This window comes from Micromonospora sp. NPDC049801 (assembly GCF_040656575.1).
Classification (GTDB): Bacteria; Actinomycetota; Actinomycetes; order Mycobacteriales; family Micromonosporaceae; genus Micromonospora.
In genome coordinates, this window is the sequence record NZ_JBFAMS010000010.1 from 20649 (window position 1) to 42573 (window position 21925).

General features: G+C 73.6%; 21 protein-coding genes. 11 read left to right on the top strand and 10 right to left on the bottom strand.

Annotated features, from left to right (window positions below; all coding sequences use genetic code 11):
- The first annotated feature begins 48 nt into the window (after window positions 1-48).
- Window positions 49-984 (top strand): PfkB family carbohydrate kinase, encoded by a 936-nt coding sequence (locus AB0I89_RS18955; RefSeq protein ID WP_357128571.1) that lies wholly within the window; start codon window positions 49-51, stop codon window positions 982-984.
- An 88-nt stretch (window positions 985-1072) separates the two neighbouring features.
- Window positions 1073-2902, top strand: coding sequence for an RICIN domain-containing protein (locus tag AB0I89_RS18960; protein ID WP_357128080.1), 1830 nt, complete (start codon window positions 1073-1075; stop codon window positions 2900-2902).
- Between the two features lie 143 nt (window positions 2903-3045).
- Here the strand turns inward: AB0I89_RS18960 and AB0I89_RS18965 are convergent, their stop codons facing one another.
- On the bottom strand, window positions 3046-3876 hold the full coding sequence (locus tag AB0I89_RS18965) for an MBL fold metallo-hydrolase (protein WP_357128083.1): 831 nt from the start codon (window positions 3874-3876) through the stop codon (window positions 3046-3048).
- Window positions 3873-4277, bottom strand: coding sequence for a hotdog domain-containing protein (locus AB0I89_RS18970; protein ID WP_355052715.1), 405 nt, complete (start codon window positions 4275-4277; stop codon window positions 3873-3875). Before AB0I89_RS18970 ends, AB0I89_RS18965 begins: the two co-directional genes overlap by 4 nt.
- Before the next feature lie 116 nt (window positions 4278-4393).
- Here AB0I89_RS18970 and AB0I89_RS18975 point away from each other — a divergent pair, with 116 nt between their 5' ends.
- Complete coding sequence (locus AB0I89_RS18975; protein ID WP_357128086.1) at window positions 4394-5470, top strand: phosphatase PAP2 family protein; 1077 nt, start codon at window positions 4394-4396, stop codon at window positions 5468-5470.
- A gap of 97 nt (window positions 5471-5567) precedes the next feature.
- Here AB0I89_RS18975 and AB0I89_RS18980 read toward each other — a convergent pair whose 3' ends face one another.
- From AB0I89_RS18980 to AB0I89_RS18990, 3 genes are all read right to left on the bottom strand, one after another.
- Entirely contained in the window at window positions 5568-7118 is a 1551-nt protein-coding gene (locus AB0I89_RS18980) for a PH domain-containing protein (RefSeq protein ID WP_357128089.1), read from the bottom strand.
- A 40-nt stretch (window positions 7119-7158) separates the two neighbouring features.
- Window positions 7159-7698: a PH domain-containing protein gene (locus tag AB0I89_RS18985; protein WP_357128574.1), complete on the bottom strand. Its 540-nt coding sequence runs from the start codon at window positions 7696-7698 to the stop codon at window positions 7159-7161.
- A 417-nt stretch (window positions 7699-8115) separates the two neighbouring features.
- Window positions 8116-8346: a hypothetical protein gene (locus AB0I89_RS18990; protein ID WP_357128092.1), complete on the bottom strand. Its 231-nt coding sequence runs from the start codon at window positions 8344-8346 to the stop codon at window positions 8116-8118.
- Window positions 8347-8587: 241 nt separating this feature from the next.
- Between AB0I89_RS18990 and AB0I89_RS18995 the strand changes: the two genes are divergently transcribed.
- The 3 genes from AB0I89_RS18995 to AB0I89_RS19005 are packed head-to-tail and all read left to right on the top strand — an operon-like array spanning window position 8588 to window position 11621.
- Window positions 8588-9694: a MoxR family ATPase gene (locus AB0I89_RS18995; RefSeq protein WP_355052719.1), complete on the top strand. Its 1107-nt coding sequence runs from the start codon at window positions 8588-8590 to the stop codon at window positions 9692-9694.
- The gene (locus AB0I89_RS19000; RefSeq protein WP_357128577.1) at window positions 9673-10674 is read left to right on the top strand and encodes a DUF58 domain-containing protein; all 1002 of its coding nucleotides are present in this window, start codon (window positions 9673-9675) and stop codon (window positions 10672-10674) included. Before AB0I89_RS18995 ends, AB0I89_RS19000 begins: the two co-directional genes overlap by 22 nt.
- A complete protein-coding gene (locus AB0I89_RS19005) occupies window positions 10671-11621 on the top strand; it encodes a VWA domain-containing protein (protein WP_357128095.1) in 951 nt (316 codons plus the stop codon). The genes AB0I89_RS19000 and AB0I89_RS19005 overlap by 4 nt, the downstream gene beginning before the upstream one ends.
- Window positions 11622-11992: 371 nt before the next feature.
- On the opposite strand, the gene AB0I89_RS19010 is transcribed toward AB0I89_RS19005, so the two are convergent.
- From AB0I89_RS19010 to AB0I89_RS19025, 4 genes are all read right to left on the bottom strand, one after another.
- Window positions 11993-13246 carry an acyltransferase family protein gene (locus tag AB0I89_RS19010; protein WP_357128098.1) on the bottom strand — a complete coding sequence of 418 codons (1254 nt, stop codon included), beginning with the start codon at window positions 13244-13246 and terminating at the stop codon, window positions 11993-11995.
- Window positions 13243-14139 (bottom strand): alpha/beta hydrolase, encoded by an 897-nt coding sequence (locus AB0I89_RS19015; RefSeq protein WP_357128101.1) that lies wholly within the window; start codon window positions 14137-14139, stop codon window positions 13243-13245. Before AB0I89_RS19015 ends, AB0I89_RS19010 begins: the two co-directional genes overlap by 4 nt.
- 101 nt (window positions 14140-14240) lie before the next feature.
- Window positions 14241-14903, bottom strand: coding sequence for a response regulator transcription factor (locus tag AB0I89_RS19020; RefSeq protein WP_357128104.1), 663 nt, complete (start codon window positions 14901-14903; stop codon window positions 14241-14243).
- Window positions 14900-16150 carry a histidine kinase gene (locus AB0I89_RS19025; RefSeq protein ID WP_357128107.1) on the bottom strand — a complete coding sequence of 417 codons (1251 nt, stop codon included), beginning with the start codon at window positions 16148-16150 and terminating at the stop codon, window positions 14900-14902. Before AB0I89_RS19025 ends, AB0I89_RS19020 begins: the two co-directional genes overlap by 4 nt.
- A 155-nt stretch (window positions 16151-16305) precedes the next feature.
- On the opposite strand from AB0I89_RS19025, the gene fabG reads away from it, so the two are divergent.
- The 4 genes from fabG to AB0I89_RS19045 all read left to right on the top strand — a co-directional run bounded on the left by fabG (window position 16306) and on the right by AB0I89_RS19045 (window position 19757).
- Entirely contained in the window at window positions 16306-17010 is a 705-nt protein-coding gene (gene fabG / locus AB0I89_RS19030; protein WP_355052725.1) for a 3-oxoacyl-ACP reductase FabG, read from the top strand.
- 28 nt (window positions 17011-17038) lie between these two features.
- A complete protein-coding gene (gene fabI, locus AB0I89_RS19035) occupies window positions 17039-17806 on the top strand; it encodes an enoyl-ACP reductase FabI (protein WP_357128110.1) in 768 nt (255 codons plus the stop codon).
- Between the two features lie 126 nt (window positions 17807-17932).
- Window positions 17933-18985, top strand: a complete 1053-nt coding sequence (locus AB0I89_RS19040; protein WP_357128113.1) for a ferrochelatase — start codon at window positions 17933-17935, stop codon at window positions 18983-18985.
- Window positions 18978-19757: an HAD-IIA family hydrolase gene (locus tag AB0I89_RS19045; RefSeq protein ID WP_355052728.1), complete on the top strand. Its 780-nt coding sequence runs from the start codon at window positions 18978-18980 to the stop codon at window positions 19755-19757. Before AB0I89_RS19040 ends, AB0I89_RS19045 begins: the two co-directional genes overlap by 8 nt.
- Before the next feature lie 149 nt (window positions 19758-19906).
- Here the strand turns inward: AB0I89_RS19045 and AB0I89_RS19050 are convergent, their stop codons facing one another.
- On the bottom strand, window positions 19907-20701 hold the full coding sequence (locus tag AB0I89_RS19050) for a hypothetical protein (protein ID WP_355052729.1): 795 nt from the start codon (window positions 20699-20701) through the stop codon (window positions 19907-19909).
- 365 nt (window positions 20702-21066) lie between these two features.
- On the opposite strand from AB0I89_RS19050, the gene AB0I89_RS19055 reads away from it, so the two are divergent.
- Window positions 21067-21879, top strand: coding sequence for a DUF3097 domain-containing protein (locus tag AB0I89_RS19055; protein WP_357128117.1), 813 nt, complete (start codon window positions 21067-21069; stop codon window positions 21877-21879).
- Window positions 21880-21925: the final 46 nt, after the last annotated feature.

Here is a 21925-nt window from a genome sequence, read left to right on the forward strand (position 1 = left end):
GCCTGGGGCGAGACGGCCGTCGCGGCCGCCGAGGGCGAGGGGGCTCTGATGGGGTACGCGGTGGTGCTCGGCGAGGCGCTCGTCGACCTGCTCGACAGCGACGTCGACGGGGAGCGGGTCTACCGGCAGGCCATCGGTGGCGGCCCGCTCAACGTCGCCGTCGGGGTGACCAGGCTCGGCGGGGCGGCCCAGTTCGTCGGCTCGCTCGGTGACGACGTGCTGGGCCAGCGGATCCGCGACTTCCTGAGCGGCGTCGGCGTCGGCCTGGCCGGTGCGGTCACGGTGTCCGCGCCGACCGCGCTGGCGGTGGTGACGTACGCCGGCCCGGAGCCGGACTTCCACTTCTACGGCGAGCCGCGCTCCTACGGCCTGCTCGGCCCGGACGACGTGGACCTGGCGCTGACGGAGGGCGCTGACGTGCTCTACTGCGGCTCGATCGTGCTGCTTGAGCCGGGCACGCTGGCCGCCGCCCGCCGGGCCTGGTCGCTCGCCACCGGCCTGCGGGTCCTCGATCCGAACGTTCGCCCGCGACTGCTCGACGGGCCGGTCGCGCTGGACGGGTTGCGGCAGGTGGTGGCGGAGTTCGCCGCGGGCGCGCACCTGGTCAAGTTGAGCAGCGCCGACGCCGGGCTGCTGTATCCGGGTGAGCCGGTCGAGGGGGTCGCCGCGTACCTGCGGGAGTTGGGCGCGTCCACCGTGGTGGTGACGCTCGGCGCGGCCGGCGCGGTGCTGGCCGCCGCCGGGGCCGACCCGGTGCGGGTGCCGGCGCCGAAGGTGGACGCCGTCGACGCCACCGGCGCCGGTGACTCGGTCATGGCCGCGCTCATCGCCGACCTGCTCCGCGACGGCGAGCCGGCGGATCCGACGGGCTGGGTCGATTCGGTGGCGTTCGCGCTGCGGGTCGCCGGTCTGGTCTGTGAGTCGCCGGGCGGGGCCACCGCCATGCCCACCCGCGCCGACGTCGAACGCCGCTTCGGCCGTTGAGGGCGGGTGACGGCTGGTTGACGTCCCTGTTATGTGAACGTTAACATCGGCGTCTGCCTATTTCCTGCGTGTTATCCGGGAGACTCCGATGAGACTCGTCCTGGTACCACCGACATTCCGCCGCCTCGCCGCCGTACTGGTCGTCGCCCTGGTTGCCGTCGGCGGCGTCGCCGTCAGCGCTCCGGAGCCGGCGCGCGCCTGGGACAACGCGGTGGCCAGCACCCCGCCGATGGGCTGGAACAGCTACGACTCGTTCAACTGGAGCGTCACCGAGGCCGACGTACGGGCGAACGCCGACTACATGGCCACCAACCTGCGGCAGTCCGGCTGGCAGTACATCGTCATCGACTGGGGGTGGTACTACCCCGGACGGCACAACAACAGCCCCAACCAGGACTCCAACCTGCAACCCCGGCTCCGGATGGATGCCAACGGGCGGCTGCTGCCCGACACCACCCGGTTCCCCTCCGCCGCCGGTGACAACGGGTTCAAACCCCTGGCCGACTACATCCACGCCCAGGGCCTGAAGGTCGGGGTCCACCTGATGCGGGGCATCCCCCGCCAGGCGGTGGCCGACAACGTCCCGATCTCGGGCACCAGCTGCCGCGCCAACCAGATCAACAACAGCACCACCGCGGCCTGGCTCAACCTCATGTGGGGCCTGAACATGTCCAACCCCTGCGCGCAGAGCTACCTGGACTCGGTGTTCCAACTGCTCGCGTCCTGGGGGATCGACTTCGTGAAGGTGGACGACATCGCCGCGCCGACCTACCGGCAGGCGGAGATCGAGGGCTACAAGCTGGCGATCCAGCGCAGTGGCCGTCCGATGGTGCTGAGCCTGTCGCCCGGTGCGACCCCGCTGGCCAGCGGAAGCCACGTCCAGGCCAACGCGCACATGTGGCGGATCGTCAACGACCTCTGGGACAACTGGTCGTCCGTCGACGCCCTCTTCGACCAACTCCGCAACTGGACCCCGTACCGCGCCACCGGCGCCTGGCCCGACCCGGACATGATCCCCATCGGCCGGCTCTCCAAGTACGGGCCCGTCGGCTCACCGCGCTACTCCAACCTCACCTCGGACGAGCAGCGCACCCTGATGACCCTCTGGGCGATCAACCGCGCGCCGCTGATGTGGGGCGGCAACCTGGTTGAGAACCGCGCCTCGGAGCTGGCGTTGATGACCAACGCCGCCGTGCTGGCCGTCGACCAGAACAGCGCGAACAACCGTCAGCTCACCGGTGGCACCCGGCAGGCGTGGACCGCCGACGTGCCGGGCAGCACCGACCGCTACCTTGCCCTGTTCAACCGCGAGAGCGGCGCGGCGAACGTCTCGGTCAACCTGGCCGACCTCGGAATCGGCTCGGCCACCGTGACCGACCTGTGGTCCGGCGCGGCCCTCGGCACGGTGACCGGGACCCTCACCCGTTCGCTCCCGGCCCACGGCGCCGGGCTGTACCGGCTGACCCCGGGAAGCACCGTGCCCGTCCCGACCGCCTACACCCTCGCCGCCCAGCACAGCGGGAAGCTGCTGGACGTTTCCAACAACGCCACGACCGACGGCGCCGACATCGTGCAGTGGAGCGCGAACGGGCAGGCCAACCAGCGGTGGCGGTTCCAGGACGCCGGTGGCGGCTACCAGACGGTGGTCAGCGTGCACAGCGGCAAGTGCCTGGACGTGTACGGCGGCGCGTCCGCGACCGCCGACGGCGTCCGGGTCACGCAGTGGACCTGCAACGGCGGCACCAACCAGCAGTGGCGCGTCCAGGACTCCGGGACCACCGGCGTAGTCCAGCTGATAGCGAGGCACAGCAACAAGTGCCTGACCATCCTCAACGCCGCCACCACCGACGGCGCCCGCGCGGTCCAGTCCACCTGCACCACCGCCACCAACCAACAGTGGCGCCGCACAGCGGTCTAGCTCCCCCTCGTCCGATTGTCGTTCGGTGATCAAGAGGTTTGCGTCAGGATCCGGCGTGAATGTGACGCAAACCTCTTGATCGACGGGGTGGGCCGGGGGTGGGCCGGGCGCGGGGCCGGGGCCGGGGCCGGGCGCGGGCCGGGTCAGGCTTCGCCGTTCAGCTCGCGGTAGCCGCGGCGGGCGGCGATCAGGGCCGCGCGTGCCCCGAAGGGCGCCTCGGCGGCCACCCGCTCCGGCGGCGCGCCGCCGGTGTGCGCGGCCCGGATCAGCCAGGCCAGCCGCACCAGCTCGGCGTGCTGGGCCCGGACGAAGTCGACGTCCACCACGTCGCCGTGGCCCGGGACCACCACCGTGCCCGGGGTCGTCAGCCGCAGCAGGTCCGCGACCGCGTCCGGCCACTGCAGGGGGTACGAGTCCTCGAAGGCGGGCGGACCACTCTGCTCCACCAGATCGCCGGCGACGAGCACGTCCGCGTCGGGCACGTGCGCCACGAGATCCGCGTCGGTGTGCCCGCGCCCCGGGTGCCGCAGCACCACCCGCCGGCCGCCCAGGTCGAGCGTCGTCTCCGTGTGCACCGCGTGCGTCGGGGCCAGCAGCGGGGTGTCCGCCAAGTCGGCGGCCAGCTCAGGGTGCTCCGCGCGCACCTCCTCGTACGCCTCCCGGCGCAGCCCCTCCGGGTCGTCGCGCAGAGCAGCGGCGGCCCGCTCGTGCGCGTACACCGGTCGGGGTGGGTCGCCGGCCAGGACGGCGTTGCCGAAGCAGTGGTCGTAGTGGTGGTGCGTGTTGACCAGGGTCAGCGGACGGTCGGTGACCGCGCGGACGGCGGCGGCCAGCTCGGTCGCCTGCCCCGCCGCGGAGAGCGTGTCCACCAGCAGCGCCCCGTCGTCGCCGACGACGAGCGTGACGTTGACCCGCAGCAGGGGCTCGACAATCACGTACACCCGGTCGGCGACCTCGACGAACCCGCCGCTCACGACGCCCGCCCGGCCCGGTCGACGAAGCGTTGCCGGTCCACCAGGAGCCGGTCCACCCGGCCCCGGGCCACCGTCTGGTCGCCGTCGGAGACGCTGACCTCGAACGACAACCGTCGACCGTCGACCGTCGTCAGCAGCGCCTGCGCCCGTACCGTGCGGCCCACCACCGTCGGCGCGAGGTGCTCCAGCTCGACCCGGGTGCCCACCGTCGTGGAGCCGGGCGGCATCGCCGTCGCCGTGGCCGCGACGGTGGCCGCCTCCGCGAGCGCGAGCGCCCGGGGCGTGCCCAGCACCGGTACGTCCCCCGAACCGACCGCCTGGGCGGTGTCCGCGTCGGTGACGGTCAGCTCGACCTGGGCGGTCAGACCCGGCGCGAGGGCCGGCTCGGGCTGCTCCTGCATGGTCGTCAGCCTAGGTGTTCCCCGCGCCCGCCGAGCACGCGCCCGGCGATCCCGGCGCCGCCGCGCAGGGTGGTACCCGTCGGTCGATGCCGTAGCCGTCGTTAACCTTGACCGCGATGGCCGTCGTGACTGACCCCCAGCCCCCCGCCCGGACCGACCCACCCGCGTCCCCGGACGCGGGTCGTCGGCGCATAGTCGCCATGACGATCTGGGCGGTCGCCTTCGTCGGCGCGTGGCTCGGCATCGGGCTGCCCACCGACCCGGCGTACGCCTTCGTGTGGATCTGGCTCGGGACCATCGCCTGGAACAGCGACCGCCCGTGGCGCAGCCACCTGCGCTTCGCCCGGGACTGGGTACCGGTGGTGCTGCTACTGGCCGCGTACAACCTCTCGCGCGGGTTCGCCGACAACGGCGCCACCCCGCACGCCATGGAGCTGATCGTCGCCGACCGGTTCATGTTCGGCTGGGCCACCGGCGGGGAGGTGCCCACCGTCTGGCTGCAGGAGCACCTCTACCGCCCACAGGTGCACTGGTGGGACATCGCGGCGAGCTGGGTGTACTTCTCGCACTTCGTGGTGGCGCTGGCCGCCGCCGCCGTGCTCTGGATGCGCGACCGGCACCGCTGGGCCGCCTACATGCGGCGGTGGGGATTCCTGTGCGCCGCCGGCCTGGTCACGTACTTCATCTACCCGGCCGCGCCGCCCTGGTGGGCCGCGCAGAACGGCCTGCTCACCGAGGTGGCGCGGATCTCCACCCGGGGCTGGAAGGCGTTCGGCATGCACGGCGCCGGCAACGTGCTCAACGCCGGCCAGATCGCCTCGAACCCGGTCGCCGCCATGCCGTCGCTGCACACCGCGTGGGCGCTGTTCGTGGTGCTGTTCTTCCTGCACACCACCCGCCGCCGGTGGTGGCCGCTGCTGCTCGCGTACCCCCTGGCGATGACCTTCACCCTGGTCTACTCCGGCGAGCACTACGTGATCGACGTGCTGGTGGGCTGGACGTACGTCGGGCTGACCTACCTGGTCGTCGGCCTGGCCGAGCGGGCGTGGAGGTCCTACCGCGCCCGCCACCCGAAGGCCGGAACGCAACCGCCCCCCAACCAGCCCGAGCCCCCGACCAGCCAGCCCGACCCCCCGACCCCCGGCGAACCAGACAGCACCACCACCCACCGCTCGGTCCCCGCCGACCACTGACCGCCCTGTCCTTGTTGATCAAGAGGTTCGCGTCACCGAATGCCCGATTCTTGACGCCAACCTCTTGATCAACAGGAGTCAGGGGGTGGGAGTGAGGTTAGGGGGTTGGGGGGTGGGCTTGGTGGTGGGCTCTGCGGGTTAGTTCGGCTGCCAGGGACCAGGCTTCGGCGAGGTCGCGGTCCTGGGCCGCCGCGCCCGAGCCGCCGGCCGTGTCCGCGTACACGGTCGCGAGCCGCAGCCGGCGCTGCACCGGTCCCTGCACGACGCGCACACTCTGGATCCGGGCGTACGGCACGATCGCCAACTGCCGGGTGAGCAGCCCGGACCGGGTGGCGAAGACCCGATCGAACAGGCCCGCGCCGAGCGCGCCACGTCCGAGCGGGTGCAGCCAGCGCGTCCGGGGCGGTGGCGGGCTCAGCGTCAGCGTGTCCAGGCGTACGCCGGGCAGCACCTCGCCAACGATCATCGTGGCGGTCGGCAGGTCACCCACCGGCAGCAGCCGGTCCGGTCGGTTGCGGTCGTCGGCCTCCGCGATCGAGTAGCCGGCCACCTCCAACCGCAGTCGCAGCCAGTCGTTGACCCGCCACAGCAGCGGCCAGGTGGCCCGTACGGTCTGGACCCGGTCCAGCGGCACGGTCTGCGCCCGGGTCTCCAGTAGGCCGTTGTGCACCCGCAGGGTGCCACCGTCGCGGGCCAGCCGGAAGTTCCAGTCGTCGAGGACCCGACGGATCGGTTGCAGGAGCACACCGGCCATCGCGGTCAACGTGCTCGCCACCGCGATGAACGACCACGACCCGGCGGTGACGAACTGCACCACGACGAAGGCAACGCCGAACGGGAGCAGGAACGCCTGCGGGGTGAGCAACTGGCTGACCAGGAGGTCCCGGTTGCGTACCGCGTGCAGTGGCCGAGCCCGCACGGCCGTCGGCGTCTCGACCCGCGTGGCGGGCGCGGTGTCGCCGGGCGGCGCCACGCGCCCGGCGAGCGCCAGCAGCCGCTCCCGCAGGCGGGTCGCGTCGGCCACCCCGAGGTACGCCAGCGGCGCTTCGGTCTTGCCTCCTCCGACGACCTCCAGGCGCAGCTCGGCCAGGCCGGTGAGCTGGGCGAGCAGGGGCCGCACCACCTCCACGGCCTGCAACCGCTCCAACGGGATGGCCCGGGTACGCCTCCAGAGCAGCCCCTCGTGCACCCGCAACTCGCGGCCCACCACGTGGTAGCCGGTGTTGTACCAACTGATCACCGACAGCACGGTCGCGCCGAGCGCCAGCACCACGACCATGGCGGCGAACCAACCGAAGCCGACCCGCGACAGTGTCGACCAGGACAGGCCGGCGATGACCACGACCAGTGACTTGGCACCGTGCAGCAGCGGGCTGAGCGGGTGCAGCCGCTGTCGAGGCTCCCCGCCACCACCGCTTGCCGGGGCGGGCCAGGGCTGGACCGCCCCGGGCGGCCCGGCCGAGTACGGCGGCGTAGCGGGATACGGCGTCCCGCCGCCATCCGGGGACCCCGCAGGGTGCGGCGGCACACCGGCGTGCGGCGGCACACCAACGTGCGGCGGCATACCAACGTGCGGCGGGCCGGCAGGGGGCGCGTCGCGGTCGGGCGGTGGCGGCACGGTGCCGGGCTCGACGGGGCTCTCGCTCATCGGGCCAGCGCCCGGTGGCGTCGGCGGTCGGCGTGGCTGGTCACAGCCCCTCCGCCCGGTCCTCACCGAGCGCGGTGAGCCGGTCGCGCAGTCGGGATGCCTCCGCCGGACGCAGGCCGGGCACCCGCGCGTCACTGGCGGCCGCCGCCGTGTGCAACTGCACGGTGGCCAGGTCGAAGGCGCGTTCCAGCGGGCCGGCGCTCACGTCGACGAACTGCATGCGGGAGTACGGGACGATGGACAACCGGCGGACCAGCAGTCCGTGCCGCACGAGCAGGTCCTCGTCGCGCTCGGCGTAGCCCCAGGCGCGTACCGCCCGGACGATGGCCGTGGCCCGCCACCCGCCGAGCACCAGCACGATGGCGAGGGCGAGTCCGAACAGCCAGTGACCGCTCAGTGCCCAGCCGACCGCCGTCACGGCCAGGCCGATGGCCACCACGATCGCGAGTCGGATCAACTCCACCCAGATCAGGTCGGTCGAGATCCGCTGCCACCGTACGGTGTCGGGCCACGGCTCCAACGGTCCACGGTCCGACGTCGCGGAGGCGTGCCCCACCGCCGAAAGGCCGGGAGCCGGCACGGAGCCGGGAGCCGCCGGAAGGCCGGGAGCCGGCAGGGAGCCGGGAGCCGGCGCGGGGCCGGGAGCCGCCGGAAGGCCGGGAGCCGGCGCGGGGCCGGGAGGTGGCAGGGGGCCAGGGGCCGGCAGGTCGGGCGGGGGTGAGAGGGCGGCGTGACCGGCCGACGGCGGTACGGCGTTCGGCGGCAGCGGGGCCGGCGACGAGGCGTCCGGCGGGGACGGGTCCGGGCCGAGCGTGCCGGGCGCCGGGAACGCGCCGGGCGGCGGCGCGATGTCGGGCGGTGCCGCCGCCGGGGAGGTCGGTGGGGACGGGACGGTGGGGCCAGGGGAGGCCGGTGGGTCGGCGCGGTCCTCCGGGCTCATCGACCAGATCCGTTCCACGCGCCCCGCGCCGCCGCGCTGCTGTGCCTCATCGCTCGCTCACACGTCGAGGGTAGGCGATCCGGACACCGGAGTGACGGTACGGAGAAAGCCACGGGCGTCCAGGAACGCTCCGAGAGTGTCCCGGTGCTCGGCGCAGGCCAGCCAGGTCTTGCGCCGGTCGGCGGTGTGCAGGCGGGGATTGTTCCACTCCAGCGCCCAGACGGCGGGGGCGCGGCAGCCTCGTGCCGAACAGACCAGGGCCTCGTCGGCGGGGGTGGGGACGTTCATCCGGGCCAGTCTAGGGCGGCCGGGGGCGAAAGTTTGAGCGCCGGGCGGCCACGGGGGGAGCCGCCCGGCGACGGGATGAATCGTACACGCGGCGGCCCGGTACCTGTCCACCCGTGACGCGCGATTCGATGCTCGGGACCGCGTGGCGAAAATCGGCTTCTCCCCGCCTCGACACTCAGGAAGGCATGCGAGTCTTGATACCGCACCAGCCGCGACGACCGACCAACGCTGTGGAGGACCGGTGGCCCAGCCGACCACGCCCGACGCCCCGACGCCCAACGGGGCGGCACCCCAGGCGCCCGCCCCGGTGACCACGCCCGCACAGGACGCCACCCTGTTGGAGAAGGCGTTGTTCGAGATCAAACGGGTGATCGTCGGCCAGGACCGGATGGTCGAGCGGATGTTCGTCGCGCTGCTGGCGCGCGGCCACTGCCTACTCGAGGGTGTGCCCGGCGTGGCCAAGACCCTTGCCGTGGAGACCCTCGCGAAGGTCGTCGGCGGGTCCTTCGCCCGGGTGCAGTTCACCCCCGACCTGGTGCCGGCCGACATCATGGGCACCCGGATCTACCGGCAGTCGAGCGAGAAGTTCGACGTGGAGTTGGGCCCGGTCTTCGTCAACTTCCTGCTCGCCGATGAGATCAACCGTGCTCCGGCCAAGGTGCAGTCGGCGCTGCTGGAGGTGATGAGCGAGCGGCAGGTGTCGATCGGCGGGGAGAGCCACCGGGTGCCCGATCCGTTCCTGGTGATGGCCACCCAGAACCCGATCGAGCAGGAGGGCGTTTACCCGCTGCCGGAGGCCCAGCGGGACCGCTTCCTCATGAAGATCGTCGTGGGTTATCCGACCGACGCCGAGGAGCGGGAGATCGTCTACCGGATGGGCGTGGCCGCGCCGGAACCGACGGCGGTCTTCGACACCCCCGAGTTGATCGCTCTGCAGCGCAAGGCCGACCAGGTCTTCGTGCACAACGCGCTCGTCGACTACGCGGTTCGTCTGGTGCTGGCCACCCGTACGCCCGCCGAGCACGGCATGCCGGACGTCGCTCAACTGATCCAGTACGGGGCCAGCCCGCGCGCCTCGCTCGGTCTGGTCCGGGCCACCCGCGCGCTGGCGCTGCTGCGGGGACGCGACTACGCCCTGCCGCAGGACGTGCAGGACATCGCCCCGGACATCCTGCGTCACCGGCTGGTGCTCAGCTACGACGCGCTCGCCGACGACGTGCCGGCCGACCACATCGTGCAGCGGGTGATGTCGACGATTCCGCTTCCGTCGGTCGCGCCCCGGCAGCAGGCCACCCCGCCGTCGAGCGCCCCACCACCCGGCGCGGGCTGGCCCGGGCAGCGGCCGTGACCTCACCCACCCCTCGTCCCGCCCCTCTGGGTGACCGCAGCGAGGCCGTGCTCTCCCGACTCCAGTTGCTGGTCACCCGCAAGCTCGACGGTCTGCTCCAGGGCGACTACGCCGGTCTGCTCCCCGGGCCGGGCAGCGAGGCGGGGGAGTCGCGGGAGTACCGCCCCGGTGACGACGTACGCCGGATGGACTGGCCGGTGACCGCTCGGACCACGACCGCGCACGTGCGGCGCACGGTCGCGGACCGGGAGTTGGAGACCTGGTTGGCGCTGGACCTGTCGGCGAGCCTGGACTTCGGCACCGGGCAGTGGCTCAAGCGGGAGGTGGTGGTGGCCGCCGCCGCCGCCATCACCCACCTGACCGTGCGCGGCGGCAACCGGATCGGCGCGGTGATCGGCACCGGCGGTGGCGCGTCCACGCCCGCGCGGCGCTGGCGGGCTGGCCCGCCTCCGGCCGGTCCGGGCGTGCTGACCCGGCTGCCGGCCCGCTCCGGCCGCAAGGAGGCGCAGGGTCTGCTGCGCGCCGTCGCCGGCACGGCGATCCAGCCCGGCCGGGGTGACCTGGGCGCGCTTGTCGACATGCTCAACCGCCCGCCCCGGCGGCGCGGGGTGGCCGTGGTGGTCTCGGACTTCCTGGCGCCGGTCGAGCAGTGGGCCCGGCCCATGCGCAAGCTGCGCGTCCGGCACGACGTGCTGGCGATCGAGGTGGTCGACCCACGTGAGCTGGAGCTGCCCGATGTGGGCGTGTTGCCGGTGGTCGACCCGGAGAGCGGTGAGCTGCACGAGGTGCAGACCGCCGACCCCCGGCTGCGGCAGCGCTACGCCGAGGCCGCCGCCGCCCAACGGGCCACGATCGCCGCCGCGCTGCGCGGCGCCGGCGCGGCCCACCTGCGTCTGCGTACGGACCGAGACTGGCTGCTGGACATGGTGCGTTTCGTGGCCGCGCAGCGGCACGCGCGTACCCGGGGGACGACACGATGATCCGTTTTCTGCAACCGTGGTGGTTGCTGGCCGTGCTGCCGGTGCTCGCGCTCGCCGCGTTCTACGTCTGGCGGCAACTGCACCGCCGGGCGTACGCGATGCGGTTCACCAACGTGGACCTGCTGCGTACCGTCGCGCCCAAGGGCCTGGGTTGGCGGCGGCACGTGCCGGCGACCGCGTTCCTGCTGTGTCTGCTGGTGCTCGCCACGGCCCTGGCCCGCCCCGCGATCGACACGAAGGAGCCGTTGGAGCGGGCGACCGTGATGCTCGCCATCGACGTGTCGCTGTCGATGCAGGCCGACGACGTGGCGCCGAACCGGTTGGAGGCCGCGCAGGAGGCGGCCAAGCAGTTCGTGGGCGAGTTGCCGGCGAGCTACAACCTGGGCCTCGTCTCGTTCGCCAAGGCGGCGAACGTGCTGGTGCCGCCGGGCAAGGACCGGGACGCGGTGACCGCCGCGATCGACGGGCTGGTGCTGGCCGAGGCGACCGCGACGGGTGAGGCGGTGTTCACCTGCCTGGAGGCGATCCGGTCGGTGCCGGCCGACGGCGCGGCGGGTATCCCGCCGGCGCGCATCGTGCTGTTGTCGGACGGGTTCCGCACCTCGGGTCGGTCGGTGGAGGAGGCGGCGGCCGCCGCGCAGGCGGCCAACGTGCCGGTCTCCACCATCGCGTTCGGCACCGACACGGGTCAGGTCGACATCGGCGGGCAGCTCCAACGGGTGCCGGTGGACCGGCTGGCCCTCGCCGAGCTGGCCGAGACGACCGAGGGTTACTTCTACGAGGCGGCCTCGGTGAGCGAGCTGAAGCAGGTCTACCAGGACATGGGCAGTTCGATTGGTTTCCGGACCGAGCCGCGTGAGGTGACCCAGTGGTACGCCGGGTTGGCGCTGCTGCTGGCGCTCTGCGCCGGCGCGCTCAGCCTGCTCTGGTCGTCACGGATGATCTGACCGCCAGCCGGGACGCCCGACGGCCCGTGCGAGGCCGGAGCGGCCGACGGTCGGGACAGCGAGGCGAGCGGCCGACGAACGGCCGGTGGTGGTCAGTGACCGCCGCCGGCCAGGACGAAGACGACGGCCACCCAGACGGCGGCGAGGGTGAAGCCCAGCGGGGCGACGTAGCGGCTCATGGACGGCTCCGAGTGGCGGCTGGACGGTCCGCGAGCGGGGGCGGACCGCAGGGGGTGGGGACGCGCACACGAAGTCGTGACCGGGCGGCTCCCGGCGACCGTCCGGTGACCGGACGGGGCGGCACGCACCGCGGCGGTGGCCGCGGTGGTGCGGGAGCGGAGCGGGGTCAGCTCGCCAGACTGAGTCGTGGCTCAGCGGGGCTGACCATCGGCCCGGCCACGACTAGGAGGATCGCTATCTCGCACAGCGATCACCTCCTGCAGGTCGGCCCGGTCCGAACGTCGATGATCGTACACCTGAGCCGCTCTCGGCACGCACTCGGCCGACCGGTCCGCGAGCGCTCCACCGCGCGGCCGGCCCGGCCCGGCCGGACGCGGCGTCGAGCCGCTCCCGCGCCCGCCGCGTACCACCGTGACCAGCACCGTGGCGAGCAGCGGCAACCAGCAGAACCGGGCCAGCACCCACCCCGGGCCGTCCGGCGTCGTGTGCAGTCCGGGCAGGGCCAGGCCACCCCGGGCGGTGAGCGCGGTCACCGCGACCAGCACCGGCTGGTGCCACAGGTAGATCCGCACGGCGTCGCTGTTCACCGCGGTCACCACCCGGCCCGCGAGCGGCCGGTCCAGCAGCCGTTCCCACCCGGTCCGGGCCAGCAGACCCAGCCCGACCTGGGTGACCGCCAGCGCCACGGCCAGCAGCGACGGCGGGTTCAGGTTGGACACGCCGGCCCCGGGCACGCCGACCGCGCTGATCGGGTAGCCCACCGCCACCAGCACGGCCAGCGCCACGGCCCCGCCACCGGCGAGCAGTCCCGCCGCCCGCCGGCCGGCCAGCCGTCCGTCGGCGTACGCGACGCCGAGCAGGTACGGCACCGACCAGGCCGCCAGCACGCCGACCGGTGGCACGGCAACGCCGTCGGCCAGCAGGCGGACCGCGAGGTCGCTCGCCGCCACCACGGCCACCGCCGGCAGCGCGCAGCGCGTCACACCCCATCGGCGTACGGCGGCGCGCAGCGGGCCAATCAAGGCGACCAGGAGCAGCAGCGGCGCCAGGAACCAGAGCGGACTGGCCGCGAGATGGAGCCCGACGGCGAGCGTGTCGTCCGACGCGCCCGCCACGGTGGCGGCCAGCAGCACGGCGGCCCCGGTGCCCAGCAGCGCCACCGTGGGCAGCAGCAACCGACGTGAACGGCGGGCCAGCCAGCCGGCCGAGGTGCCCCGGTGACGGGCCAACGACCGGGCCGAACCGAAGCCGGCGGCGAAGAAGAACAGGCCGAGCGTCTGCAACACCCAGGTGACCGGTGCCAGGGCGGGCAGCGCGGTCAGCGGACTGGCCTGACGCAGCCCGCCGTCACCGGTCAGCACCAGCCCGGTGACCAGCCAGTGCCCGAGCACCACCCCACCGATCGCGTACGCCCGCAACGCGTCGACGGTGCGGTCGCGGCTCATCGGGCGTCCTCGACCGGACCGGCGCCCCGCACGACCGCCGCGACCGCGATCAGGCTGGCGGTGCCCGTGTCCAGGTAGTCGTCGTGCCCGGACACCCCGTCCACCGGCAGCGGACGGGCCCCGAACGCCGGATCGCCGGGGCGACGCCCGTACCCGAGGCCGGCGAGCCGCACGGGCGGCACCCGGCGAATCCAGTCGGACGGCGCCTCGGCCGCCCAGAACCGCAGTCCGGCGCGCAGATCGCCGGCGCGCGGCACACCTGCGCCGACGCCACCGAGGCTGACCACGTCGGTGACCTGCGCCGGGGCGTGCGCCGCCGCCAGCGCCGCCACCAGGGCCCCGTAGCTGTGCCCGATCAGCGTGATCGTCGCGGCCGGACGGCGCGCGACCAGATCCCGCAGCAGCCGGGCCAGTCCGGTCGCCCCACGCCGCGCGTCGGCGTCGCTGGCGGCGCCCACCAACCCGTCCGGCGGGTCGTAGCCGAGCCAGGCCAGCACGGCCACCCGCGCCGTGGGGTCGCTCGACCGGATCTGCCGGTAGAGCTGCGCCGCCTGCACCGACGGCGCCCGCCGCGGCACCCCGCCCAGTCCACGGTCGAAGTCGGCGAGTGTGCTGCCCACGCCCGGCACGAGCACCGCGATCCGGTCCGCGCCCGCCAGGTCGCCGAGGACCTCCACCGCCCGCCCGTCGCCGCGCGGGTCGAAGGCCAGGAAACGGCGTCCGTGCGCCGCCCAGTCCGCGTACGGGGGGCCGGCCGCGCGCATCGCCGCCGCCGTGCCGGGGTACGCCTCGACGAACCCCACCTCCATGACCGGCTCCGGTGGGCCGGGCAGGACCAGGCTCCCCCCGAGCAACGCGCTCAGAGCGACACGTGTGACACCTCGTCGTCGCATCACGTTCTCCCTCCCGAATGACGTCCGGAAGGGGAGAGTGCGGGGGCGAACGGGTCGCGGTCGTCGTACCGGGGAGCTGTCTCCCGGGTGGCCCCGAGGCGCTACTCGCCGGCGGCGACCAGACCCGTCTCGTACGCCAGCACCACGGCCTGGGCGCGGTCGCGCAGGCCGAGTTTGGCCAGGATGCGCCCGACGTGGGTCTTCACGGTCTGCTCCGCCACCACCAGGTCAGCGGCGATCTCCGCGTTGTTGCGGCCCCGGGCGATCAACCGCAGCACCTCGGTCTCGCGCGGAGTCAGCCCGGCCAGGTCGGTGGGGCGGGGCCGGCGACGGTCCGGGCGGGCCGCGAACTCGGCGATCAGTCGACGGGTCACCGCCGGGGCGAGCAGCGCGTCCCCGGCGGCCACCACCCGCACCGCCTGCACCAGGTCGGCCGCGGGCGCGTCCTTGAGCAGGAAGCCGCTCGCGCCGGCCCGCAGCGCCTCGTACACGTAGTCGTCCAGGTCGAACGTCGTGAGGATGAGCACCCGGGGGCGCTGCGCCGAGCGGTCGCCCAACAGTTGACGGGTGGCGGCCAGCCCGTCCAGGACCGGCATCCGCACGTCCATCAGCACCACGTCCGGGTCGAGCCGACGCGCGGCGGCCACCCCCTGCGCGCCGTCGGCGGCGTCGCCCACCACCAGCAGGTCGGGCTGGGCGGCGAGCAGCGCGCCGAAGCCCTGCCGGACCATCGCCTGGTCGTCGACGATCAGCACCTTGATCATGTGTCCAGGCTCCCCACCTCGTACGGCAGTTCGGCCGCCACCGCGTACCCGCCGTCGGGTAGCGGCCCGGCGGTGAACGTACCGCCGAGCGAGGTGGCGCGCTCCCGCATGCCGGTCAACCCGTGCCCCGCCCCGCCGTCGGCGGTCGGTGGGGCGCCGCGCGGAAAGGCGGTCGGTGGGGCGTCGGGCGGGGAGTTGTCGACGCGTACTCCCAGAGCGGACGGACCGGAGCGGACGGTGACGCGCACCGCGGCGCCGGGCGCGTGCCGGGCCGCGTTCGCCAGGCCCTCCTGGACGATGCGGTACGCGGCCAGCCCGACCGGCGCGGGCACCGGACCCGGCGGCTCGGCGTCCAGGGTCACGGCCAGCCCGGCGCGACGGGCCGCGTCCACCATCGCGCCCAGGTCGGCCAGGTCGGGCTGCGGAGTGGTCTGCGGCCCGCTGGCCTCGCTGCGCAGCACCCCCAACAGCCGCCGCATGTCGGTCAGCGCGTCGCGGGCCGAGCCGGCGATGGCGACGAACTCGGCGGCGGCCGGGGCGGGCACGTCGTCGAGGCGGTACGGCGCGGTCTCGGCCTGCACGGCGATCAGCGACATGTGGTGCGCGACCACGTCGTGCAGCTCACGGGCGATCCGGGTGCGCTCCTCCAGCACCGCGCGGCGCTCCTGCTCGCGCTCGCTCAGTTCGGTCTGCGCGGCCAGGGCGCGCCGCGACAGCCGGTTGTGACGGAACAGGTCGCCGACGATCGCCAGCGCACCGAGCAGCAGCAGGACAGGCACCCGGTTGTCGGGGTGGACCAGAGTGAACACCGGCACCGTGCTGATCGTCACCACCCAGGCCAGCACCGGCCGGTCGACCCGCGCGACGACCACCGCCAGCACCGCGACCGACCCGAGCGCCAGCGGCGGGGTCCACGGCCAGGACCGGTCGGCCGGCGCGTTGAACGTGCAGATCAGCAGGGCCAACACCGTCAGCCGCCACGCCAGCAGCGGACGCCGGGGCAGCGCCAGCAGCGGCGCCACGGTCATCGCCGCGAACAGCAGCGCGACCGGCAGCGGCAGGCCCCACTCGCTCTCCACGGTCAGCGTGATCAGGAAGAGGCCGAGCGCGGCGAGCAGCCCCACCGGAGTGGCGTAGCGGGCGAGCCGGGGCCAACGGGCCAGCAACGACCGTTCGGGTGGGGCGTCCGGGCCCCACAGGGTCTGCCCCAGCGCTCCCAGAGCCACGACGACAGGTTGCCGGTTCACCACCCGGAGGCTACGGGCCGAGGGTGCCACCGGGCGTGCCCCCGCAGGTTGATCCCCAGGTCGTACCTGGGTGGGACACCACACCCGTTAGCGCTTACTTGCGGGTAACGCCTAGGCTCCGACGCGTCCATGCTGAGCAGTCGCAAGGAGGAACCGTGGCCCGTACCGTGCTGGTGACCGGCGGCAACCGGGGAATCGGCCTGGCCATCGCGCAGGCCTTCGCCAAGCAGGGCGACCGGGTGGCGGTCACCCACCGCAGTGGCGAGGCCCCCGAGGGGCTGTTCGGCGTACGCGCCGACGTCACCGACGCGGCCTCGATCGATGCCGCGTTCACCGCTGTCGAGGCCGAGCTGGGCCCGGTCGAGGTGGTGGTCGCCAACGCCGGCATGACCGACGACACGCTGCTGCTGCGGATGTCCGAGGAGCAGTTCACCAACGTGGTGGACACCAACCTCACCGGCGCGTTCCGGGTCGCCAAGCGCGCCTCGGGCAAGATGCTGCGGGCCAAGTGGGGCCGCATGATCTTCATCTCCTCGGTGGTGGGCCTCTCCGGCGGCGCCGGACAGGTCAACTACGCCGCCAGCAAGGCCGGCCTGGTCGGCGTCGCCCGCTCGGTCACCCGCGAGCTGGGTAGCCGCAACATCACCGCGAACGTGGTGGCGCCCGGCTTCATCGACACCGACATGACCGCCGGCCTGTCCGACGACCGCAAGGCGGAGATCCGCAAGTCCATCCCGGCCGGCCGGATGGCCAGCCCGGACGAGGTGGCCGCCGTGGTCACCTGGCTGGCATCGGACGGCGCCGGGTACGTCTCCGGGGCCGTGATCCCGGTCGACGGCGGCCTCGGCATGGGCCACTGACCTTCTCTGACTACGGAGGAAACCCTGCATGTCCGGACTGCTCGCCGGTAAGCGGCTGCTCGTCACCGGTGTCATCACCGACGCCTCGATCGCCTTCTCGGTGGCGAAACTCGCCCAGGAGAACGGCGCTCAGGTCGTGCTCACCGGCTTCGGCCGGCTCTCCCTGGTCGAGCGGATCGCCAAGCGGCTGCCCGAGCCCGCGCCGGTGATCGAGGTCGACGTGACCAACGCCGAGCACCTGGCCAGCCTCGCCGACCGGGTCCGCGAGCACGTCGACGGGCTCGACGGCGTGGTGCACTCGATCGGCTTCGCCCCGCAGAGCTGCCTCGGCGGTGGCTTCCTCGACGCGCCGTGGGAGGACGTGGCGACCGCCCTGCACGTGTCGACCTACTCGTACAAGTCCCTCGCGATGGCGGCGCTGCCGCTGATGTCGGCCGGCGGCGCGGTGGTCGGTCTGACCTTCGACGCCACCAAGGCGTGGCCGGTCTACGACTGGATGGGCGTCGCCAAGGCCGGCCTGGAGTCCGCCTCCCGCTACCTGGCCCTGCACCTGGGCAAGCAGGGCATCCGCAGCAACCTGGTCGCCGCCGGGCCGCTGCGTACCATCGCCGCCAAGTCGATCCCCGGCTTCGACCAGTTCGAGGACGCCTGGGTCGAGCGTGCCCCGCTCGGCTGGGACCTCAACGACCAGGAGCCCGCCGCGCGGGCCTGCCTGGCGCTGCTCTCCGACTGGTTCCCGGCCACCACGGGCGAGATCGTGCACGTCGACGGCGGCTACCACGCCATGGGTTCCTGACGTTGTAAGGAAGGGCACCCTGTTAACGCTTGCCGTAGAGCAGGGGGCCCTTCCTAACACGGCGCCCGCACCCGCCGGCAGGGGGCGTCGCCGGGCCGTCCTGGGCGAGGGACAAGAATGACCCCCATGGCGTACGACGCGGTGGTGCTGGTGTCCTTCGGCGGGCCCGAACGGCCCGAGGACGTGATGCCGTTCCTGCAGAACGTGACCCGTGGCCGGGGGGTGCCACCCGAGCGGCTGGCCGAGGTCGCTGAGCACTACCAGCACTTCGGCGGGGTGTCCCCGATCAACCAGCAGTGCCGTGACCTGCTCGCCGCCGTCCGCGCCGACTTCGCCGCGCACGGTGTCGACCTGCCCGTCTACTGGGGCAACCGCAACTGGGACCCGATGCTCGCCGACACCGTCAGCCAGATGCGCGACGACGGCGTGACCCGCGCGCTGGCCTTCGTCACCAGCGCGTACGGCGGCTACTCGTCCTGCCGGCAGTACCAGGAGGACATCGCCGCCGCCCGCGCCGCCGTCGGGCCCGACGCACCGGTGATCGAGAAGCTGCGGCAGTTCTGGGACCACCCCGGGTTCGTCGAGCCCCACGTCGACGCGGTCCGGGCCGCCCTCGCCCAGCTCGACCCCGCGAAGCGGGTCACCACCCGACTGGTGTTCACCGCCCACTCCATCCCCACCTCGATGGCGGCCAACGCCGGCCCGCACGGCGGCCGCTACGAGGCGCAGCTACGCGAGACCGCCCGCCTGGTGGCCGCGGCCGCCGCCCCCGACCTGGCGTACGACCTGGTGTGGCAGAGCCGGTCCGGCCCACCGCACGTGCCGTGGCTGGAACCCGACATCAACGACCACCTCAACGCGCTTGCCGAGGGCGGTGTCACCGGCGTGGTGGTCAGCCCGATCGGGTTCGTCTCGGACCATCTGGAAGTCGTGTGGGACCTGGACACCGAGGCCCTGGAGACCGCCAAGCAGCTCGGCCTCGACTTCGTCCGGGCCGGCACCCCGGGCACCGACCCGCGCTTCGTGACCATGGTCCGGGAGTTGGTCACCGAGCGCACCGATCCGGACGGCGCGCAGCTGCGCCGCCACCTCGGGGACCTGCCCAGGTGGGACACCTGTCCCACCGTCTGCTGTGTACCGACCCGCCGACCGACGCCTGCTGGGGGCACCGATGCATGACCGCAAGCCCGTGCAGAGCTGGCTCACCGACATGGACGGCGTGCTGGTGCACGAGGGCCAGCCGGTGCCCGGAGCGCCGGAGTTCGTCAACCGGCTGCGCGCCTCCGGCAAGCCGTTCCTGGTGCTGACCAACAACTCGATCTACACGCCGCGGGACCTGACGGCCCGGTTGAGCCGGATGGGGCTGGACGTGCCGGAGGAGTCGATCTGGTCCTCAGCGCTGGCCACCGGCCAGTTCCTCGCCGACCAGCGGCCGGGCGGCACCGCGTACGTCATCGGCGAGGCCGGGTTGACCACCGCGCTGCACGCCGTCGGGTACGTGCTCACCGACTTCGCCCCGGACTACGTGGTGCTCGGTGAGACCCGCACCTACAGCTTCGAGGCGATCACCAAGGCGATCCGGCTGATCAACGACGGGGCCCGGTTCATCTGCACCAACCCGGACGTGACCGGCCCGTCCGTCGAGGGGGCGTTGCCGGCCGCCGGCTCGGTCGCCGCCATGATCTCCAAGGCGACGGGGGTGGAGCCGTACTTCGTCGGCAAGCCCAACCCGATGATGATGCGATCGGCGCTGAACACGATCAACGCGCACTCGGAGACCACCGCGATGATCGGCGACCGGATGGACACCGACGTCCTCTGCGGCCTGGAGGCCGGGCTGGAGACCATCCTGGTGCTCACCGGCATCAGCAGCCGTACCGAGGCCGAGCGCTACCCGTACCGCCCGTCCCGCATCGTCAACTCGGTCGCGGACCTGATCGACGAGGTGTGACCCCGCCCGCGCGCCCCGCTCTCGTCGATCTTGCACTTACTGTCGCCGATATGGGGCGTGACGCCCTTTAGGTCGCAGCAGAAAGTGCAAGATCGACGTGGTGAGTCGGCGCGGCGCGGCGCGGCGCGGGGGCGTGGCGCGCGGGGGCGTTACGGGCGTAGGGGGGCGTTGCAGGCGGCCACCAGGGCTTGGCGGCAGGCTGCGGTGAGCGGGCGGAGCGCGGCGTCGCGCTGCTGGGCCTCGTAGTTGTTGATCGCGCCGCCCGGGGCGGCGTGCCCGGCCAACGCCAGCACCCGGTCGAGCACCGCAGCCCGGGCGAACAGCCGACGGGCCCGCGGGTCGAATCCCGGTGGCAGGTCGGTGGTGCCGTCGGGGCGGCGCAGCGCGGCCAGCGCGCCGGCCAGCTCGGGCCGCCACTGGGCCACGTCGAGCCGGGTCAGCACGGCGGTCGTCTCGGCCAGCGCGGCGGCCAACTCGGCCTCGGCCTCGGCGGCCCCGGGCAGCGACAGCGAGGCGGCCGGCGCGTCGGCCGGCAGCGGGTAGACCCGCCACAACACCGTCTCGAAACAGTCCCCGGAGCCGGAGGTGTGGCTGCGTACCTGCGGGATCAGGCCCAGCCCACCGGCCACCACCGCCTCGCCCGCCACCAGCGCCGCTCCGGCGAAGTCGCCGGGGCCGGGCAGACCCCTCGGGTCGCCCGGCGCGGGCAGCACCAGCCGGATCTCGTCGGGCGACAGCTTGGCCAGGGTGGGCAGCGCGGCACCCAGCGGCACGTCGGTCCAGGTGCCCGGGGCGTCCGCGACGAGATGCTCCTCGTCACCGGCGATCGCGTCGGCGACCTCGTCGTACGGCACCAACCCGGCGCGCCACGCGCGCACCCAGGCAACGAACCGGCTCGACCGGCGCGGCGCAAGCGTGGCCGCGCCCGTTGCGGGGGTGGACATGCCGAAAGGGTACGTGGTGATCGGTGGCCCTGTCTCGGCTGCCGCTCCGGCCGCCCTGCCTGCCCCGAACTGCCCCCTTCGCCCCGTCCACTACCGCCCTGCCCCAACCCACCCCCACCCCGCCCCCAACCCACCCCCGATCTCGTCGATCATGGAGTTGCGGTGCCTGATTGCTGACGGTTGATAGGGCTTCGTGCGCCACCACAACTCCATGATCGGCGGGGCGGGGCGGGGCGGGGCGGGGCGCGGCGCGGCGGGGGCGCGGCGGGTGGGGCGGGGCGGGTTGGGGCGGGGCGGGGTGGGAACGGGGCGTGGCGGTGTGTCGCGGGGAGGGGGTGGGGGGAGGGCGGGTTAGCGTGATCTCCATGGCGGGGCGATACGGCGAGGACGTGCTGGCGGGGGACTGGCGGCGACGGAAGGTCACCCCCGAGGTGGACGCCGAAGTGGATCTCGTGGTGGAGGACGCCGACTCCGGCTTCTGCGGCGCGGTGGTGGGTTTCGAGGCCGGCGCGGTGGTGTTGGAGGACCGGCACGGTAAACGGCGTAACTTCCCGCTGCTGCCGGCGGCGTTCCTGCTCGACGGCCGCCCGGTGACGCTGCGCCGCCCGACCCGCGCTGTGGTGCCGGCGGCCCGCCGGCGGACCGCGTCCGGTTCGGTGGCGGTGGACAACGTCCGCGCCCAGGTCGCCAAGGCCAGCCGGATCTGGGTCGAGGGCATCCACGACGCCGCGCTGGTCGAGCGCATCTGGGGCGACGACCTGCGCGTCGAGGGTGTGGTCGTGGAGCCGCTGGACGGTATCGACGACCTGGACGCGGCGGTGCGGGACTTCGCCCCCGGTCCGACCCGACGACTGGGCGTGCTCGTCGACCACCTGGTGCCGGGCAGCAAGGAGAGCCGCATCGTGGCCCGGGTGACCTCGCCGTACGTGCTGGTGACCGGGCATCCGTACGTCGACGTGTGGCAGGCGGTGAAGCCGGCGGCGCTGGGCATCGCGGCCTGGCCGGTGGTGCCCACGGGGCGGCCGTGGAAGGAGGGCGTCTGCGCGGCTCTCGGGGTGACGGAGCCGGCCGACATGTGGCGGCACATCCTGTCCCGGGTGAACAGCTTCGCCGACGTCGAGACTCCGTTGATCAACGCCATGGAGCGCCTGATCGACTTCGTCACCGAGCCGGCCTGACCGCCTGGTCCGCCGTGACCGCCGACCGGGCGCTCGAGGCCGGGCG